This is a genomic window from Escherichia sp. WS568 (assembly GCF_046486085.1).
Classification (GTDB): domain Bacteria; phylum Pseudomonadota; class Gammaproteobacteria; order Enterobacterales; family Enterobacteriaceae; genus Escherichia; species Escherichia coli.
The window spans coordinates 1-17,078 of sequence record NZ_JBJQMC010000024.1 but is presented as its reverse complement, the minus strand read 5'-3'; the positions used below and the strand labels follow the sequence as shown (position 1 = coordinate 17,078).

Sequence of the window (17,078 nt, the reverse complement as noted above, 5' to 3'; positions counted from 1 at the left end):
AGCGCATCCGGCATCGGCGCGCAATTATACAATGATACGCTCCCCGGCACTAAAATCCGTTACGTCCCCCGCCCAATCGATGGGATATAACCCCTTCGCGACATCGCGATGAAACGTTGAGAATGGCCAATCACTCACTTGCTTTACCCAGCCATGTTTTACTGGATTTATATAAATATAATCAACATGATGGCGATAGTCTTTGGTATTGCGGATGGCGTGCTCCCAAAAACGCGGTTGCCAGATATTTTGCAATCCACAAGCATGGGTGAACTGTTTTTTAATCTCCCGCCAGCGAGAGGAAAAATCATCATCGCTTTCGGGTAATGTCCAGATACAGTGCATATGCTCCGGCAAAACTACCCAGGCGTTAATTTCAAAAGGTCTGGCTCGCTTAACGTTAATAATGACTTTACGGAGCATCTGGAACTGAGCGGTCAGAAGATGGCTTCGACGATTTCGTAGGTTAACCGTGAAAAACCAGGTTCCCCCTTTGATGTAATAACGACGATATTCAGACATGGCGACTCCTTTTTCTCAACGGTAAGAAGAAAAGGAAAGGTCGGCAATGAGGTGATGGAATAACGGGAAAGCGGCTCGCATAAACGCACAGATTTGTAGGCATGATAAGACGCGCCAGCGTCGCATCAGGCATCGGTGCACAATTGCCGAATCCGGCGTGAACGCCCTCTCCGTCCTACAAAATCGTCTCTTCCGTCAAAATCCGCCGCGCGCCTAAAAAATGATCCTGCCAGAAAGGTTCAGCTAACCGGCTTATCCGAATGGTTTCGCCGGTACGTGGTGACTCGATAAACTGACCGTCTCCCAGATACACCCCCATATGATCGGCTATCTCGCGGCTGTGAATATGGAAAAACAGCAAATCTCCCCGGCGCAGGTCGTTGTTCGCCACAATCGTTGCCCGATGGTAGTGATACATCTCATTGGCTGTGCGCGGGAGCTTCGCCTCAAGGATCTTGTTGTAGGCATAAAAAACCAACCCGCTACAGTCGAAGCCTTTATCGGGCCGCGTGCCGCCCCAGACATAAGGCTTGCCAAGCTGCTGCTCCAGGCGGTGAATCGCCACTTCGGTGATGTTGTGTAGATGGTCGCTGCTTAAGAAATGGTTGTTCTCCGCCAGCGCCTGCCAGCGTCTGTCACTCGCCTTGAGCGGCGCAGGAAACCATTCTGGATGCTGTTTTATCTGTTCGCGGTTGTGCTGGCGCAGCGCCTTTCTGCTTTCGGCATTGCCTTCCACAATATAGCCGGCCTGCTTTTTCAGATGAGTTTGGTACTGTTTTAATAAACGCGCACGGTTTTGCATCCGCTGGCGGGCGGCGTAGCTGAAAGAGATATGTGATGTGGTGGCGCTGGCAAATGAAGAAAACGGCAAGCAAAGCAACAATAATCCCGACAACACAAAAGAGGGAATCGACGGCAAGGACATACTCAATAATGGCTGGTCATGCATTGATGTTGCAGTGTATCCCGGCCCGTACCTGAACAAACTTAATAAACCATTATTATAAAATTAATAAATATATTTCAGTTAATTATGTAAAAACATCCGTTTATTAAATTACTCATGGATTGTCGCTGTTGCTCATTTGAGCTACAATTCAAGCTGAATAAATATACAGCACAGGAGATATCCCAATGGCTGCTAACGCGTTTGTTCGCGCCCGAATCGATGAAGATCTGAAGAATCAGGCGGCGGACGTACTGGCCGGGATGGGGCTGACCATCTCTGACCTGGTTCGCATAACCCTCACAAAGGTCGCGCGTGAAAAGGCATTGCCGTTTGATTTACGCGAGCCTAATCAATTAACTATTCAATCAATCAAAAACAGCGAAGCTGGCGTTGGTATTCATAAGGCCAAAGACGCCGATGATTTATTTGATAAATTAGGAATTTAAATATGATTCAAAGGGATATTGAATACTCGGGACAATTTTCAAAGGATGTAAAACTTGCACAAAAGCGTCATAAGGATATGAATAAATTGAAATATCTTATGACGCTCTTATCAATAATACTTTACTGCTTCCAGCTGTTTATAAAGACCACCCGCTGCAAGGTTCATGGAAAGGTTATCGCGATGCTCATGTCGAACCGGACTGGATCCTGATTTACAAACTTACCGATAAACTTTTACGATTTGAGAGAACTGGAACTCACGCGGCGCTATTTGGGTAAAGCCCGCTGCCGATGAAATTTGTAAACCCTGCGCCGACAGGCTTGCGTAAAACTCTTTTGGTGATAATGTGAGCCTTCCAAATCCAGACTATTCCGATTTGGGATCCATTTTGCCGTCCTGGCGTGTGTAACCGTTTTATCAAGGAATAAGCAGTATGCGTAAAATCGCATTAATTCTTGCGATGTTGTTGATCCCGTGCGTTTCGTTTGCCGGTTTGCTGGGCAGCAGTAGCTCGACCACGCCAGTGAGCAAAGAGTATAAGCAGCAGTTGATGGGATCCCCTGTCTACATCCAGATCTTCAAGGAAGAACGTACGCTCGATCTCTACGTCAAAATGGGCGAGCAATATCAACTGCTCGACAGCTATAAAATCTGTAAATATTCCGGCGGCTTAGGGCCAAAACAGCGTCAGGGCGATTTCAAAAGCCCGGAAGGGTTTTATAGCGTCCAGCGTAATCAGTTAAAACCAGACAGCCGTTACTACAAAGCGATTAATATTGGATTCCCAAACGCCTATGACCGTGCGCATGGTTATGAAGGGAAATACCTGATGATTCACGGCGATTGTGTTTCCATCGGCTGCTACGCGATGACCAATCAGGGTATTGATGAGATCTTCCAGTTCGTTACTGGTGCGCTGGTGTTTGGTCAGCCGAGCGTGCAAGTGAGTATTTACCCGTTCCGTATGACCGACGCCAATATGAAGCGCCATAAATATTCCAACTTTAAGGACTTCTGGGAGCAACTGAAGCCAGGCTACGACTACTTTGAGCAAACCCGTAAGCCACCGACCGTTTCTGTGGTCAATGGCCGTTACGTGGTCAGCAAGCCGTTAAGCCACGAAGTTGTGCAGCCACAACTGGCATCAAACTACACGCTCCCCGAGGCAAAATAAGCGCCATTCACCTGGCATAATCTTTTGCCAGGTTTCATTGCCCGTCAGCGGCTGTGTCGCAATCACCGTGACCACATCATTCGGTGTGGTCTGCGAGCTGAAGTCGATTTCCACATCCTGATCCAGCAACGTTGCCACGCCAAACGGCGCGCGGCGGGTGATCCAGTGTAAATTAGTCGAGCAATACGCCATTACATAGCGCCCGTCAGAAAGCAGCATGTTGAAAACGCCCTTCTGCCGCAGTTCATCCGCCAGTGAGGCGATATATTTAAACACTGCCGCCATGTTGCCCGGTGTGCGCGGGTAACGCTGCGTTAATTTATGCAGGAGCCAGCAAAAGGCTTTTTCGCTATCGGTTTCACCGACCGGGCGGAAGTTGCCGGTTTCCAGTGATTTGTAGCCCGTCAGTTGTCCATTATGGGCATAAGTCCAGTTACGCCCCCATAACTCGCGGGTAAACGGGTGAGTATTTTCCAGCGCCACCTCGCCCCGATTAGCCTGGCGAATATGAGCCACCACCGAACAGGATTTTATCGGGTAGTCCTGGACAAGTTTGGCGATGGGGGAATTAAAGCTGGGTTGCGGATCTTTAAATGTGCGACAGCCTTTACCTTCGTAAAAGGTAATGCCCCAGCCATCTTTATGTGGCCCGGTTCCACCACCACGCTGTACAAGTCCGGTGAAACTAAAGCAGATATCGGTAGGGACGTTGGCGCTCATCCCGAGCAATTCGCACATGGGTAACCTCCACAACAGCGGGAGCGCATGGCCCCCGGCGAAGATTGATTAAAAAGTACAAAGGTTCAGGCTGTTACCCTCACCCCGGCCCTCTCCCTGAAAGGGAGAAAAGACCTTACTTAACCATCTCTTTTTCAATTAACTGGATCAGGATATGGATCACTTTAATGTGGATCTCCTGAATGCGGTCGGCATAACCAAAGTGCGGTACGCGAATTTCGATATCCGCTGTGCCAGCCATTTTACCGCCGTCTTTACCGGTCAGGGTGATCACTTTCATCCCCTTCTCACGCGCCGCCGCGATCGCTTTGATCACGTTTGCAGAGTTACCGGAGGTGGAGATCCCCAGCAGTACATCGCCTTCGCGACCTACCGCTTCAACGTAACGGGAGAAAATATCATTGAAACCAAAATCGTTACCGACGCAGGAAATATGACTAACGTCAGAAATGGCAATCGCCGGGTAGCCCGGACGGTTTTCACGGTAGCGACCGGTCAACTCTTCGGCAAAGTGCATAGCGTCGCAATGGGAGCCGCCGTTGCCACAGGAAAGCACTTTGCCACCGGCTTTAAAGCTGTCTGCTAACAGGACCGCCGCGCGCTGAATGGCGTGAATATTGGCGTCATCTTTTAAAAAGTTAGCCAGCGTTTCCGCCGCTTCGTTCAGTTCATTACGAATAAGATCCTGGTACATGAGGATATCCTTCAGCATAAATGTAATAGACAAAATGCAGTGTACCGGATACCGCCAAAAGCGAGAAGTACGAGCAGGTGCTATGACCAGGACTTTTTGACCTGAAGTGCGGATAAAAACAGCAACAATGTGAGCTTTGTTGTAATTATATTGTAAACATATTGCTAAATGTTTTCACATCCACTACAACCATATCATCACAAGTGGTCAGACCTCCTACAAGTAAGGGGCTTTTCGTTATGATGATTTTGAGTATTCTCGCTACGGTTGTCCTGCTCGGCGCGTTGTTCTATCACCGCGTGAGCTTATTTATCAGCAGTCTGATTTTGCTCGCCTGGACAGCCGCCCTCGGCGTCGCTGGTCTGTGGTCGGTGTGGGTACTGGTGCCTCTGGCCATTATCCTCGTGCCGTTTAACTTTGCGCCTATGCGTAGGTCGATGATTTCCGCGCCGGTATTTCGCGGTTTCCGTAAGGTGATGCCGCCGATGTCGCGCACGGAGAAAGAAGCGATTGATGCGGGCACCACCTGGTGGGAGGGCGACTTGTTCCAGGGCAAGCCGGACTGGAAAAAGCTGCATAACTATCCGCAGCCGCGCCTGACCGCTGAAGAGCAAGCGTTTCTCGACGGTCCGGTAGAAGAAGCCTGCCGGATGGCGAATGATTTCCAGATTACCCATGAGCTGGCGGATTTGCCGCCGGAGCTGTGGGCGTATCTTAAAGATCATCGTTTCTTCGCGATGATCATCAAAAAAGAGTACGGCGGGCTGGAGTTCTCGGCCTATGCCCAGTCTCGCGTGCTGCAAAAACTCTCCGGCGTGAGCGGGATCCTGGCGATTACCGTCGGCGTGCCAAACTCATTAGGCCCGGGTGAGCTACTGCAACATTACGGCACTGACGAGCAGAAAGATCACTATCTGCCGCGTCTGGCGCGTGGTCAGGAGATCCCTTGCTTTGCACTGACCAGCCCCGAAGCGGGTTCCGATGCGGGCGCGATTCCGGATACCGGGATTGTTTGCATGGGCGAGTGGCAGGGCCAGCAGGTGCTGGGGATGCGACTGACCTGGAACAAACGCTACATTACGCTCGCACCGATTGCGACCGTGCTTGGTCTGGCGTTTAAACTCTCCGACCCGGAAAAACTGCTGGGTGGCGCAGAAGATTTAGGTATTACCTGTGCGCTGATCCCGACCACCACGCCGGGCGTGGAAATTGGTCGTCGCCACTTCCCGCTGAACGTACCGTTCCAGAACGGACCGACGCGCGGTAAAGATGTCTTCGTACCGATCGATTACATCATCGGCGGACCAAAAATGGCCGGGCAAGGCTGGCGGATGCTAGTGGAGTGCCTCTCGGTAGGACGCGGTATCACCCTGCCTTCCAACTCAACCGGCGGCGTGAAATCGGTAGCGCTGGCAACGGGTGCGTATGCGCACATCCGCCGTCAGTTCAAAATCTCTATTGGTAAGATGGAAGGGATTGAAGAGCCGCTGGCGCGTATTGCCGGAAACGCTTATGTAATGGATGCTGCGGCATCGCTGATTACCTACGGCATTATGCTCGGTGAAAAACCTGCCGTGCTGTCGGCTATCGTTAAGTATCACTGTACCCACCGTGGGCAGCAGTCGATTATTGATGCGATGGATATCACTGGTGGCAAAGGCATTATGCTCGGGCAAAGCAACTTCCTGGCCCGTGCTTACCAGGGCGCACCGATTGCCATCACCGTTGAAGGGGCTAACATTCTGACCCGCAGCATGATGATCTTCGGACAAGGAGCGATTCGTTGCCATCCGTACGTGCTGGAAGAGATGGAAGCGGCGAAGAACAATGACGTAAATGCGTTCGATAAACTGCTGTTCAAACATATCGGTCACGTCGGTAGCAACAAAGTTCGCAGCTTCTGGCTGGGCCTGACGCGCGGTTTAACCAGCAGCACGCCAACCGGCGATGCCACTAAACGCTACTATCAGCACCTGAACCGCCTGAGCGCCAACCTCGCCCTGCTTTCTGATGTCTCGATGGCGGTGCTGGGCGGCAGCCTGAAACGTCGCGAGCGCATCTCGGCACGTCTGGGGGATATTTTAAGCCAGCTTTACCTCGCCTCTGCCGTTCTGAAGCGTTATGACGACGAAGGCCGTAATGAAGCCGACCTGCCGCTGGTGCACTGGGGCGTACAGGATGCGCTGTATCAGGCAGAGCAGGCGATGGACGATTTACTGCAAAACTTCCCGAACCGCGTGGTTGCCGGGCTGCTGAATGTGGTGATCTTCCCGACCGGACGTCATTATCTGGCACCGTCTGACAAGCTGGATCATAAGGTGGCGAAGATTTTACAAGTGCCGAACGCCACCCGTTCACGTATTGGTCGCGGTCAGTACCTGACCCCGAGCGAGCATAACCCGGTTGGTTTACTGGAAGAGGCGCTGGTGGATGTGATTGCCGCCGACCCAATTCATCAGCGGATCTGTAAAGAGCTGGGTAAAAACCTGCCGTTTACCCGTCTGGATGAACTGGCGCATAACGCGCTGGCGAAGGGGCTGATTGATAAAGATGAAGCAGCTATTCTTGTGAAAGCTGAAGAAAGCCGTCTGCGCAGTATTAATGTTGATGACTTTGATCCGGAAGAGCTTGCGACGAAGCCGGTAAAGTTGCCGGAGAAAGTGCGAAAAGTTGAAGCCGCGTAATTGAATAACGGAGCCGAAAGGCTCCGTTTCTTTATCCGCTAATTATTTAAAATTAAAGCCATCCGGATGGTTTTCCAGGCTGCCGGTCAACGCCGCGAACAGCACCGTTTTACCATCAATAGAAAGCGCATCGTTCACATTCAACCAGGTGAGTTTCTCTTGCGACGTTTTCTCATCAATGGTCGAGAACAGCCCCGTCATCTGATTAGATTTCTCGGACCACATCACAGCGATACGTTGCGAGCCACAGTCATGCGGTTTGCACGCGCTCATCACCTGATACGTCTCATCTCCCAACGTTACGGTTTGTGCAGGGGTATAAGTACCGCCTTTCATCACCCAGGCAGGCAGCTTATGCCCTTGCACCATCTGATTAAACGCCGCTTTGGTGGTTTCGCCCTTTGCAAGGCTGCTAATGGTTAAATCATCCTGCGCCATTGCACTGGTGGCGATGACCAGAGCGGCGACTGTCGTTATTGCCTTAAACATCATTCCTCCCGAGCTTATCCTGCCCATGTTATTAACCTCCTAAAGCCTGGCGATAACACGATAATTTGCAAATCAGATATTTCCAATATCAGCATTTGTTATCAATTTATTCTGCGCTAAGGCAACTGCCTGATAAGGTGTTAGAGTTATAAAACCCTTCGCATAAAGGAGTTGTACACCGTGCCTGGTTTGAAGATTACGCTTTTGCAGCAACCACTGGTGTGGATGGATGGCCCTGCCAACCTGCGTCATTTTGATCGTCAACTGGAAGGTATTACCGGACGCGATGTGATCGTTCTACCGGAGATGTTTACCAGCGGCTTTGCCATGGAAGCGGCAGCTGCGTCGCTAGCACAAGATGACGTAGTGAACTGGATGACAGCCAAAGCGCAGCAGTGCAATGCGCTGATTGCAGGCAGTGTTGCATTACAAACGGAGTCTGGTTCGGTTAACCGCTTTTTGCTGGTTGAGCCGGGCGGCACGGTACATTTTTATGATAAGCGTCATCTGTTCCGAATGGCAGATGAGCATCTGCATTATAAAGCGGGCAATGCGCGAGTAATTGTGGAATGGCGCGGCTGGCGTATTTTGCCGCTGGTGTGCTACGACTTACGTTTTCCTGTGTGGTCGCGCAATCTCAACGATTATGACCTCGCCCTGTACGTCGCCAACTGGCCTGCTCCGCGCTCTCTGCACTGGCAGGCATTGCTGACAGCCCGCGCGATTGAGAATCAGGCGTATGTGGCGGGATGCAATCGCGTCGGCAGCGATGGCAACGGCTGCCATTATCGCGGTGACAGCAGAGTGATTAATCCACAGGGCGAGATTATCGCCACCGCCGACGCGCATCAGGCAACGCGCATTGATGCGGAGCTGTCGATGGTGGCGTTGCGGGAATATAGAGAAAAGTTTCCGGCATGGCGGGATGCGGATGAATTCACATTTCGTTAGAGGGTGAATATGGCTACGAGATAAGTTTCGTGGCTATTTTTCTCTGGAACTTAAACGACGAAAGCCCGAATCAGTAATGATTCGGGCTTTCTGAATATTGGCGGAACGGACGGGACTCGAACCCGCGACCCCCTGCGTGACAGGCAGGTATTCTAACCGACTGAACTACCGCTCCGCGTTGTGTTCCGTTGGGAACGAGGCGAATATTACGGATTGCCTCACCCTTCGTCAACGGTTTTTCTCATCTTTTGAATCGTTTGCTGCAAAAATCGCCCAAGTCGCTATTTTTAGCGCCTTTTACAGGTATTTATGCCCGCCAGAGGCAGCTTCCGCCTTTCTTCTGCACCAGATCGAGACGGGCTTCATGTGCCGCAAGCTCTTCATCTGTCGCAAAAACAACGCGTAACTTACTTGCCTGACGCACAATGCGCTGAATTGTTGCTTCACCTTGTTGCTGTTGTGTCTCTCCTTCCATCGCAAAAGCCATCGACGTTTGACCACCGGTCATCGCCAGATAAACTTCCGCAAGGATCTGGGCATCGAGTAATGCCCCGTGCAGCGTTCGTTTACTGTTATCTATTTCGTAGCGGGCACATAACGCATCGAGGCTGTTGCGCTTACCGGGAAACATTTTCCTCGCCACCGCAAGGCTATCGGTGACCTTACAGAAGGTATTGGTCTTCGGAATATCGCGCTTAAGCAACGAAAACTCGTAGTCCATAAAGCCGATATCGAACGCTGCGTTATGGATCACGAGCTCCGCGCCGCGGATATAGTCCATGAACTCATCGGCAACCTCGGCAAACGTGGGCTTATCGAGCAAAAACTCATCGGCAATACCATGTACGCCAAAGGCTTCCGGATCCACCAGCCGATCGGGTTTGAGATAAACATGGAAGTTATTGCCCGTCAGGCGACGGTTCACCACTTCAACGGCACCAATCTCAATGATCTTGTGGCCTTCATAGTGCGCACCAATCTGATTCATACCGGTAGTTTCGGTATCGAGAACGATCTGGCGTGTAATTGCAGTGCTCATAGCGGTCATTTATGTCAGACTTGTCGTTTTACAGTTCGATTCAATTACAGGAAGTCTACCAGAGATGCTTAAACAGGTAGAAATTTTCACCGACGGTTCGTGTCTGGGTAATCCAGGACCGGGGGGATACGGTGCTATTTTACGCTATCGCGGACGCGAGAAAACCTTTAGCGCAGGCTACACCCGCACCACCAACAACCGTATGGAGTTGATGGCCGCTATTGTCGCGCTGGAGGCGTTAAAAGAACATTGCGAAGTTATTTTGAGTACCGACAGCCAGTATGTCCGCCAGGGTATCACCCAGTGGATCCATAACTGGAAAAAACGTGGCTGGAAAACAGCAGACAAAAAACCAGTAAAAAATGTCGATCTCTGGCAACGTCTTGATGCTGCGCTGGGGCAGCATCAAATCAAATGGGAATGGGTTAAAGGCCATGCCGGTCATCCAGAAAACGAACGTTGCGATGAACTGGCTCGTGCCGCAGCGATGAATCCCACACTGGAAGATACGGGCTATCAAGTCGAAGTTTAAGCCTGTGGTTTACGACATTGCCGGGTGGCTCCAACCGCCTGGCGAATTCGTGGCTTGTTTTTACTCTGTTTCATCGGATTTAGCGTTAAAGGAATAGTCCGTTTCCGGGCGACAATAAGTTGTAAGCAACCAAGCGCAGGAATATGCGCATTCAATAGTTTTCCACCGTGTTTGTTCCACGGGAGAACGTGGAAACGGCTGGCGTGTAGCACTTCAAAATTCAACAAAGAGAGCCAGTCCAGTTGCCGCATCAGAGTAAACATCCGGCTATTATAGGGCGAGGTTTTGCGCAATACCGGCACAAGTTTGCGTAATCCCATTAAACTGATGGGGTTGAAGCCACTAATCACCAGCCAGCCATCATCAATCAGTACCCGATCGGCTTCACGCAATAAACGATGCGGATCGGTGCACCACGGCAAGGTATGTGCCAGTAGACAAACATCAACGGATTTATCGGCAAAAGGAAGATGAAGTGGATCCGCCTGCACCTGGACGGGCATTCCTTGCGCAGAAACATTCACTTGATGAGAAACCGCGCACGCTTCGCAATTGATTTCTGCGCTTAAATTGCCAATCTTAAGCAGATGAAAACCATACATTTTAGTGAACCACGGGTTGAGCTGGCGCTCCAGCGCCTTGCGATAAAGCTCTCCCCAGGGCAAATCGCCCCAGCAATCAGGAGCCACGACAGTTTGAGGGACTCTTGCCGGTTTCATCACAACCTTCCGTTTCACACTGAGAGGTAATCTATGAATCTTAACAGTATTCCCGCCTTTGATGACAATTACATCTGGGTTTTGAATGATGAAGCAGGTCGCTGCCTGATTGTCGATCCCGGAGACGCAGAGCCAGTATTAAACGCCATTGCCGCCAATAACTGGCAACCGGAGGCCATATTTCTCACCCACCATCACCACGATCACGTTGGCGGCGTAAAAGAACTGGTGAAAAAGTTTCCGCAAATTGTGGTTTATGGTCCACAAGAGACACAAGATAAGGGAACAACACAGGTAGTCAAAGATGGCGAAACTGCCTTCGTTTTGGGGCATGAATTTAGTGTAATTGCCACGCCGGGTCACACTTTAGGACATATCTGTTACTTCAGTAAACCTTATCTATTTTGCGGCGACACGCTGTTTTCTGGTGGGTGTGGTCGGTTGTTTGAAGGGACAGCATCACAAATGTATCAATCACTTAAAAAGTTAAGTGCGTTACCTGACGATACATTGGTATGTTGTGCTCATGAATATACGTTATCAAATATGAAGTTTGCTTTGAGTATTCTTCCGCACGATTTGTCCATAAATGATTATTATCGTAAAGTTAAGGAGTTACGGGCAAAAAATCAAATAACACTACCCGTAATTCTGAAAAATGAGCGGCAAATTAATGTTTTTTTAAGAACGGAAGATATTGATTTAATTAATGTAATTAATGAAGAAACATTATTGCAACAACCTGAAGAACGTTTTGCTTGGTTAAGGTCAAAGAAAGATAGGTTCTGATAAAACTTTCTTGTCATCGGCTCCGTTCGCCGTTATGATCGGTCGTCTTTTAAGCAACTATTGACACACACATGAAGGCAAAAGCGATATTACTCGCCTCTGTCCTGCTCGTGGGTTGCCAGAGCACCGGCAACGTTCAACAGCACGCACAGAGCCTTTCTGCAGCTGGTCAAGGGGAAGCAGCAAAGTTTACAAGTCAGGCACGATGGATGGACGATGGGACGTCTATCGCGCCAGATGGTGACTTGTGGGCTTTCATTGGCGACGAGCTAAAGATGGGAATTCCGGAAAACGACCGGATTCGCGAACAGAAACAGAAATATTTACGCAATAAGAGCTATCTCCACGATGTAACTTTACGGGCAGAGCCGTATATGTACTGGATAGCCGGGCAAGTTAAAAAACGTAACATGCCTATGGAACTGGTACTACTACCCATAGTGGAGAGCGCTTTTGATCCTCACGCAACGTCTGGCGCCAATGCCGCGGGCATCTGGCAGATCATTCCGAGCACGGGGCGCAATTATGGTTTGAAACAGACCCGCAATTATGACGCGCGTCGCGATGTTGTTGCTTCAACAACTGCCGCGCTGAACATGATGCAGCGTCTGAACAAGATGTTTGACGGCGACTGGCTTCTGACCGTAGCGGCTTATAACAGCGGCGAAGGTCGGGTCATGAAGGCAATTAAAACGAACAAAGCGCGTGGGAAATCCACGGACTTCTGGTCGTTACCGTTGCCGCAGGAAACGAAGCAGTACGTGCCTAAAATGCTGGCATTGAGTGATATTCTCAAAAACAGCAAGCGTTATGGCGTACGTCTGCCAACGACCGATGAAAGCCGTGCTCTGGCGCGTGTGCACCTGAGCAGCCCGGTTGAAATGGCGAAGGTTGCAGATATGGCGGGGATTTCCGTCAGCAAGCTGAAGACATTCAACGCTGGCGTGAAAGGCTCCACGCTGGGCGCAAGTGGTCCGCAGTACGTGATGGTGCCAAAGAAGCATGCAGATCAACTGCGTGAATCTCTGGCTTCAGGCGAAATTGCTGCTGTACAGTCGACGCTGGTTGCCGACAATACGCCGCTTAACAGCCGTGTTTACACCGTACGCTCTGGCGACACGCTTTCAAGTATCGCTTCACGTCTCGGCGTAAGCACCAAAGATTTGCAGCAGTGGAACAAACTGCGCGGATCTAAGCTGAAGCCAGGCCAAAGTTTGACGATTGGTGCAGGCAGTAGCGCACAGCGACTGGCAAACAACAGCGATAGCATTACGTATCGTGTGCGCAAAGGCGATTCGCTTTCAAGCATTGCTAAACGCCACGGCGTGAACATCAAAGATGTAATGCGCTGGAACAGCGATACTGCGAATCTGCAACCAGGCGATAAGCTGACGTTGTTTGTGAAAAACAACAGCATGCCAGACTCCTGACAAACCAGATAATAAAAAAGGCACCGATTCCCCCGGTGCCTTTTTTATTTATGCCGCTTTATGTGCTTCTAACATGATGATATCACTGGTGAAAGAGCCATCATTCTGCAAGGCAAAATACGTTTTCACCTCTGTCGATGCGCTCTGTTGGTAAATGCGAATAGCGTCTACTAACGCTTCTGGCGTACGCATTCTCGCTACCCATGAAGAAAATTCCAGCGGTAACTTATCTGTAATTAAATTATCAACTATCAGATTGGCTTCATTGATTAACTTCAACCACTCACCGCTGGCGTAGTTTCGTACGTGAGAGGTATCGCGTAATGCTTCTACCGTCTGTAACCAGATGTCGCGCACTGGATGACCCGGAGACATTACGTCCATCACAATCAGCCTACCGCCGGGTTCCAATACCCGATTCACTTCACGCAGTGCTGCACCAACATCATGCCAGTGATGGGCAGAATAACGGCTGATAACAATATCAAATGCGTTATCGGCAAATGGCAGACTTTCGGCATAACCCTGGCGGGTGGTGATATTTTTCAGTTGCCGGGCTTCGGCAGCTTGTGCCACGACATCCAGCATTTGGGCAGATAAGTCATACGCCACCACCGCGCTCACGTTCTGCGCAGCGACAAAGCTGGCATGCCCTGCTCCGCAGCCCATATCAAGTACACTTGCATCAGGATAATCAGCCAGACGCACCGCCAGGCGCTGTAAATCTCGCCCGGATGCATGTACGGTACTGGTTAAATACTCACTGGCCTGCGAGCTAAACTGCTTTTCTACGTGGTCATGGTGGGATTGTGTTGTCATTCTGTCCTTTTATTGTTTGATTAAAAAGGGCAGCGCCAAACGTTGGTCTGCCCTGTGGCAGACCTGACATACCTTATTTATCAGGCTTGCCGGGACTGAATTCAACGAGTAGCGGATTGTGATCGGAAGCGCGCGTAACCAGTACAGAAGCTTCGCTGACGTTCAGACCACGGTAGAAAACAAAATCGAGCGGGCGACCAAACGCCCGACGGCGCTGATCATCGGTAAAACGCACCTGGCGCAGCGACATTTCCCGCGCAAAGCGATATAACGCGTTCATCCTTCTACGGCTCCAGGCATTGAAATCTCCCGCCATAATGACCGGGCCGCTGTGGTGAGCTATCTGATCGCCAATAGGAAGTAACTGCTTACTATAGACATCCACGCCCAAACTGAAATTGACGGCGTGTATATTAACCACCATCAACAGGCGGGTGTCAGGCAATGGATAGACCGTCACCAGTGCCGACTTCGCCAGACGCAAAATGGGTTCTCGTTCACGTAACGGGCAGCAATACACTGGATGTGCCGCCGAAAGGGTCATTACGCCAGAAGGATGTTGTGGCAGCACGAAAGCGGGTACCTGATCGGCGGCAAGATAGTTAGCAGTCGCAAACTGTACTAACTCTGGCGTTGTCTGCGCTTCCTGCAATAACACCAGATGTGCATCTTTGCCGTAGTTCTTTAATACCGACAACCATTCAGCGCGTTGCTGTTTGTATATGTTCCACACCAGGATCCGAATACGCTCTTCGGTACTTAACGGTTCTCCAGGTGGTAATGCCTGGCCGATGCTCGCAAAAGACCCCGGCGGTAAGATCCTTTCCGCAGGTTGTCCGGCAACATAGCGCATGGCATAGGTGTTTTTTCGCACTTTTGACTTTGAAACCTCTATTACGTCAACTCTTCCGCACTCGGGAGGGTTCTACTGTTATAGGGATTTTAGCTCACTCTTTCAACGAGCAATTGTATATTGCTATGTAAGCAAGTGCTTACACCGGTCAGAAATTTGCTCATTATTGAGAACATTAAATCGGATGACATATCTCGCATCCTGATGGTTTAATGACAATTAAATTCAAAATATCTCTTCTATTTTGCAACAGGAGCAAAAATGAAAGCCACGTCGGAAGAACTCGCCATTTTTGTTTCAGTCGTCGAAAGCGGCAGCTTTAGCCGGGCAGCGGAACAATTAGGGCAAGCAAACTCAGCGGTAAGCCGGGCGGTGAAAAAGCTGGAGATGAAACTTGGCGTTAGCCTGCTTAATCGGACCACGCGGCAACTTAGCCTGACGGAAGAAGGCGAGCGTTATTTTCGTCGCGTACAGTCAATTTTGCAGGAGATGGCAGCGGCAGAATCAGAAATTATGGAGACGCGTAATACACCGCGTGGACTGTTACGGATCGATGCCGCAACTCCAGTGGTGCTGCACTTTCTGATGCCGTTGATTAAGCCTTTTCGTGAACGCTATCCGGAAGTCACTTTATCGCTAGTCTCCTCCGAAACGATTATTAATTTGATCGAAAGAAAAGTGGATGTCGCGATACGCGCCGGTACGTTAACGGATTCCAGCTTACGTGCCAGGCCGTTATTTAACAGTTATCGAAAAATTATCGCCTCCCCCGATTATATTTCCCGCTACGGGAAGCCAGAAACGATCGACGATTTAAAGCAACATATTTGCCTGGGATTCACTGAACCCGCTTCCCTCAATACCTGGCCGATAGCCTGTAGCGATGGACAATTACATGAGGTGAAGTACGGTTTGTCATCCAATAGTGGGGAAACACTGAAACAGCTTTGCCTGAGTGGCAACGGGATTGCGTGTTTGTCCGACTACATGATCGACAGAGAAATCGCTCGCGGAGAATTGGTGGAGTTAATGGCAGATAAAGTATTGCCAGTGGAAATGCCATTCAGTGCCGTATATTACAGCGACCGTGCGGTAAGTACACGCATCCGGGCTTTTATCGATTTCCTTAGCGAGCATGTAAAAACAGCTCCCGGAGGAGCTGTCAGAGAGGCTTAATCCCATTCAGGAGCCAGACCTTCCGGGCTAACCAGGCGGTCGTTGCAATCCAGTGCGGCGATCGCTTTTTTATCTTCGGCATCAAGCTGTAAATTTTGTGCCTTAAGATTACTTTCCAGGTTTTTACGTTTAGTAGAAGAAGGAATTACGGAGTAACCTTCCCCCATAGCCCACGCCAGAATCACTTGTGCCGGAGTCGCATTGTGTTTAGCTGCGATACGAGCAATAACCTCATCTTTCAGGGCCTTACCATACGCCAGCGTCATATAGGAAGTAATATGGATGCCGTGCTGTTTAGCCCAGGCGACCACTTTACGGTTTTGCAGATAAGGTGAGAGTTCAATCTGGTTAGTAGCGATGTTTTCAGCGCCAACAGCAGCAATCGCCTTTTCCATCAATGGGATCGTGAAGTTGGAAATACCGATCTCACGCGTCAGCCCTTGTTTTTTGGCTTCCAGCAGCGCCTGCATAAACTCTTCAACAGAGACTTCATCGTTTGGTGACGGCCAGTGGATTAGCGTCAGATCAACATAATCGATACGCAATTTTTGCAGGCTCTCTTTCAGACTTGGGGTCAATTTGTCTTTGCTGAGATTTTCAATCCAGATTTTAGTGGTGATGTAGAGTTCATTACGTGGCACGCCACTTTCTGCAATCGCCTGACCTACTGCGGCTTCGTTATCATAGATTTGTGCGGTATCAATTGCGCGATAACCAAGTTCAAGCGCCGTTTTCACAGATGAAATAACAACGTCGTCTTTCAGACGGAAAGTACCTAAACCAAATGCAGGGATAGCCATAATATGCCTCTTTTAATGCTATTTTCGTTAACTGAAGTGATTATGGGCTTTAGAATGTTGCGGAAAAAGGGCGTAAAACGCAGAGGATTTTTGCGATTTAAGCAATAATAGAAATATAGACGAAAAAAAACCTCGAGCGTTAACTCGAGGCTTCTTAATAAGTGGCGGAACGGACGGGACTCGAACCCGCGACCCCCTGCGTGACAGGCAGGTATTCTAACCGACTGAACTACCGCTCCACCGAATTCTTTTACAACCACCGGTTTTATGAC

The 17,078-nt window shown here is 49.9% G+C and carries 18 protein-coding genes, 2 tRNA genes and 1 pseudogene; 9 read left to right on the top strand and 12 right to left on the bottom strand.

What is annotated here, in order from left to right; genetic code table 11:
- Window positions 1-24: 24 nt before the first annotated feature.
- On the bottom strand, window positions 25-522 hold the full coding sequence (locus ACJHWR_RS20975; RefSeq protein WP_000006244.1) for an REP-associated tyrosine transposase: 498 nt from the start codon (window positions 520-522) through the stop codon (window positions 25-27).
- A gap of 175 nt (window positions 523-697) precedes the next feature.
- Window positions 698-1,447, bottom strand: a complete 750-nt coding sequence (locus ACJHWR_RS20970; protein ID WP_012311914.1) for a C40 family peptidase — start codon at window positions 1,445-1,447, stop codon at window positions 698-700.
- A gap of 209 nt (window positions 1,448-1,656) precedes the next feature.
- Between ACJHWR_RS20970 and dinJ the strand changes: the two genes are divergently transcribed.
- From dinJ to dpaA, 3 genes and pseudogenes are all read left to right on the top strand, one after another.
- Window positions 1,657-1,917 (top strand): type II toxin-antitoxin system antitoxin DinJ, encoded by a 261-nt coding sequence (gene dinJ, locus ACJHWR_RS20965; RefSeq protein ID WP_000729708.1) that lies wholly within the window; start codon window positions 1,657-1,659, stop codon window positions 1,915-1,917.
- A 2-nt stretch (window positions 1,918-1,919) separates the two neighbouring features.
- Window positions 1,920-2,197, top strand: a pseudogene (gene yafQ, locus ACJHWR_RS20960) (type II toxin-antitoxin system mRNA interferase toxin YafQ).
- Between the two features lie 155 nt (window positions 2,198-2,352).
- Window positions 2,353-3,093, top strand: coding sequence for a peptidoglycan meso-diaminopimelic acid protein amidase (dpaA, locus tag ACJHWR_RS20955; protein WP_001225679.1), 741 nt, complete (start codon window positions 2,353-2,355; stop codon window positions 3,091-3,093).
- Here dpaA and ACJHWR_RS20950 read toward each other — a convergent pair.
- Window positions 3,064-3,831, bottom strand: coding sequence for a class II glutamine amidotransferase (locus ACJHWR_RS20950; RefSeq protein ID WP_000333380.1), 768 nt, complete (start codon window positions 3,829-3,831; stop codon window positions 3,064-3,066). The genes dpaA and ACJHWR_RS20950 overlap by 30 nt on opposite strands.
- 115 nt (window positions 3,832-3,946) lie before the next feature.
- Complete coding sequence (lpcA, locus tag ACJHWR_RS20945; RefSeq protein ID WP_000284050.1) at window positions 3,947-4,525, bottom strand: D-sedoheptulose 7-phosphate isomerase; 579 nt, start codon at window positions 4,523-4,525, stop codon at window positions 3,947-3,949.
- Window positions 4,526-4,764: 239 nt separating this feature from the next.
- Between lpcA and fadE the strand changes: the two genes are divergently transcribed.
- Window positions 4,765-7,209 (top strand): acyl-CoA dehydrogenase FadE, encoded by a 2,445-nt coding sequence (gene fadE / locus ACJHWR_RS20940; RefSeq protein WP_000973118.1) that lies wholly within the window; start codon window positions 4,765-4,767, stop codon window positions 7,207-7,209.
- 42 nt (window positions 7,210-7,251) lie between these two features.
- Here the strand turns inward: fadE and ivy are convergent, their stop codons facing one another.
- Entirely contained in the window at window positions 7,252-7,698 is a 447-nt protein-coding gene (gene ivy, locus ACJHWR_RS20935; RefSeq protein WP_001308392.1) for an Ivy family C-type lysozyme inhibitor, read from the bottom strand.
- Window positions 7,699-7,878: 180 nt separating this feature from the next.
- On the opposite strand from ivy, the gene yafV reads away from it, so the two are divergent.
- A complete protein-coding gene (gene yafV / locus ACJHWR_RS20930) occupies window positions 7,879-8,649 on the top strand; it encodes a 2-oxoglutaramate amidase (protein WP_001118010.1) in 771 nt (256 codons plus the stop codon).
- 98 nt (window positions 8,650-8,747) lie between these two features.
- On the opposite strand, the gene ACJHWR_RS20925 is transcribed toward yafV, so the two are convergent.
- Window positions 8,748-8,824 (bottom strand) — tRNA-Asp (locus ACJHWR_RS20925).
- Window positions 8,825-8,956: 132 nt separating this feature from the next.
- A complete protein-coding gene (gene dnaQ / locus ACJHWR_RS20920) occupies window positions 8,957-9,688 on the bottom strand; it encodes a DNA polymerase III subunit epsilon (RefSeq protein WP_001366128.1) in 732 nt (243 codons plus the stop codon).
- Between the two features lie 64 nt (window positions 9,689-9,752).
- On the opposite strand from dnaQ, the gene rnhA reads away from it, so the two are divergent.
- The gene (rnhA, locus tag ACJHWR_RS20915) at window positions 9,753-10,220 is read left to right on the top strand and encodes a ribonuclease HI (protein ID WP_000917883.1); all 468 of its coding nucleotides are present in this window, start codon (window positions 9,753-9,755) and stop codon (window positions 10,218-10,220) included.
- Here the strand turns inward: rnhA and ACJHWR_RS20910 are convergent.
- A complete protein-coding gene (locus tag ACJHWR_RS20910; protein ID WP_001295200.1) occupies window positions 10,217-10,939 on the bottom strand; it encodes a class I SAM-dependent methyltransferase in 723 nt (240 codons plus the stop codon). The genes rnhA and ACJHWR_RS20910 overlap by 4 nt on opposite strands.
- Window positions 10,940-10,972: 33 nt before the next feature.
- Between ACJHWR_RS20910 and gloB the strand changes: the two genes are divergently transcribed.
- Window positions 10,973-11,728, top strand: coding sequence for a hydroxyacylglutathione hydrolase (gene gloB, locus ACJHWR_RS20905; protein ID WP_001052730.1), 756 nt, complete (start codon window positions 10,973-10,975; stop codon window positions 11,726-11,728).
- 71 nt (window positions 11,729-11,799) lie between these two features.
- Complete coding sequence (gene mltD, locus ACJHWR_RS20900; RefSeq protein ID WP_000644686.1) at window positions 11,800-13,158, top strand: murein transglycosylase D; 1,359 nt, start codon at window positions 11,800-11,802, stop codon at window positions 13,156-13,158.
- A 48-nt stretch (window positions 13,159-13,206) separates the two neighbouring features.
- On the opposite strand, the gene ACJHWR_RS20895 is transcribed toward mltD, so the two are convergent.
- Complete coding sequence (locus ACJHWR_RS20895; protein WP_000211711.1) at window positions 13,207-13,977, bottom strand: class I SAM-dependent methyltransferase; 771 nt, start codon at window positions 13,975-13,977, stop codon at window positions 13,207-13,209.
- Window positions 13,978-14,050: 73 nt separating this feature from the next.
- Entirely contained in the window at window positions 14,051-14,851 is an 801-nt protein-coding gene (locus ACJHWR_RS20890) for an endonuclease/exonuclease/phosphatase family protein (RefSeq protein ID WP_001230983.1), read from the bottom strand.
- 240 nt (window positions 14,852-15,091) lie between these two features.
- Between ACJHWR_RS20890 and yafC the strand changes: the two genes are divergently transcribed.
- On the top strand, window positions 15,092-16,006 hold the full coding sequence (gene yafC, locus ACJHWR_RS20885; RefSeq protein ID WP_000648568.1) for a DNA-binding transcriptional regulator YafC: 915 nt from the start codon (window positions 15,092-15,094) through the stop codon (window positions 16,004-16,006).
- On the opposite strand, the gene dkgB is transcribed toward yafC, so the two are convergent.
- Both dkgB and ACJHWR_RS20875 read right to left on the bottom strand, forming a co-directional pair.
- Window positions 16,003-16,806 carry a 2,5-didehydrogluconate reductase DkgB gene (gene dkgB, locus ACJHWR_RS20880; protein ID WP_000997056.1) on the bottom strand — a complete coding sequence of 268 codons (804 nt, stop codon included), beginning with the start codon at window positions 16,804-16,806 and terminating at the stop codon, window positions 16,003-16,005. The genes yafC and dkgB overlap by 4 nt on opposite strands.
- 162 nt (window positions 16,807-16,968) lie before the next feature.
- Window positions 16,969-17,045: transfer RNA gene (locus ACJHWR_RS20875), tRNA-Asp, on the bottom strand.
- Window positions 17,046-17,078: the final 33 nt, after the last annotated feature.

Excerpts from the sequence above, each read along its gene's own strand:
- ACJHWR_RS20975 (WP_000006244.1), bottom strand. The coding sequence starts at position 522 with ATGTCTGAATATCGTCGTTATTACATCAAAGGGGGAACCTGGTTTTTC.
- ACJHWR_RS20970 (WP_012311914.1), bottom strand. The coding sequence starts at position 1,447 with ATGTCCTTGCCGTCGATTCCCTCTTTTGTGTTGTCGGGATTATTGTTG.
- dinJ (WP_000729708.1), top strand. The coding sequence starts at position 1,657 with ATGGCTGCTAACGCGTTTGTTCGCGCCCGAATCGATGAAGATCTGAAG.
- dpaA (WP_001225679.1), top strand. The coding sequence starts at position 2,353 with ATGCGTAAAATCGCATTAATTCTTGCGATGTTGTTGATCCCGTGCGTT.
- ACJHWR_RS20950 (WP_000333380.1), bottom strand. The coding sequence starts at position 3,831 with ATGTGCGAATTGCTCGGGATGAGCGCCAACGTCCCTACCGATATCTGC.
- lpcA (WP_000284050.1), bottom strand. The coding sequence starts at position 4,525 with ATGTACCAGGATCTTATTCGTAATGAACTGAACGAAGCGGCGGAAACG.
- fadE (WP_000973118.1), top strand. The coding sequence starts at position 4,765 with ATGATGATTTTGAGTATTCTCGCTACGGTTGTCCTGCTCGGCGCGTTG.
- ivy (WP_001308392.1), bottom strand. The coding sequence starts at position 7,698 with ATGTTTAAGGCAATAACGACAGTCGCCGCTCTGGTCATCGCCACCAGT.
- dnaQ (WP_001366128.1), bottom strand. The coding sequence starts at position 9,688 with ATGAGCACTGCAATTACACGCCAGATCGTTCTCGATACCGAAACTACC.
- rnhA (WP_000917883.1), top strand. The coding sequence starts at position 9,753 with ATGCTTAAACAGGTAGAAATTTTCACCGACGGTTCGTGTCTGGGTAAT.
- ACJHWR_RS20910 (WP_001295200.1), bottom strand. The coding sequence starts at position 10,939 with ATGAAACCGGCAAGAGTCCCTCAAACTGTCGTGGCTCCTGATTGCTGG.
- gloB (WP_001052730.1), top strand. The coding sequence starts at position 10,973 with ATGAATCTTAACAGTATTCCCGCCTTTGATGACAATTACATCTGGGTT.
- mltD (WP_000644686.1), top strand. The coding sequence starts at position 11,800 with ATGAAGGCAAAAGCGATATTACTCGCCTCTGTCCTGCTCGTGGGTTGC.
- ACJHWR_RS20895 (WP_000211711.1), bottom strand. The coding sequence starts at position 13,977 with ATGACAACACAATCCCACCATGACCACGTAGAAAAGCAGTTTAGCTCG.
- yafC (WP_000648568.1), top strand. The coding sequence starts at position 15,092 with ATGAAAGCCACGTCGGAAGAACTCGCCATTTTTGTTTCAGTCGTCGAA.
- dkgB (WP_000997056.1), bottom strand. The coding sequence starts at position 16,806 with ATGGCTATCCCTGCATTTGGTTTAGGTACTTTCCGTCTGAAAGACGAC.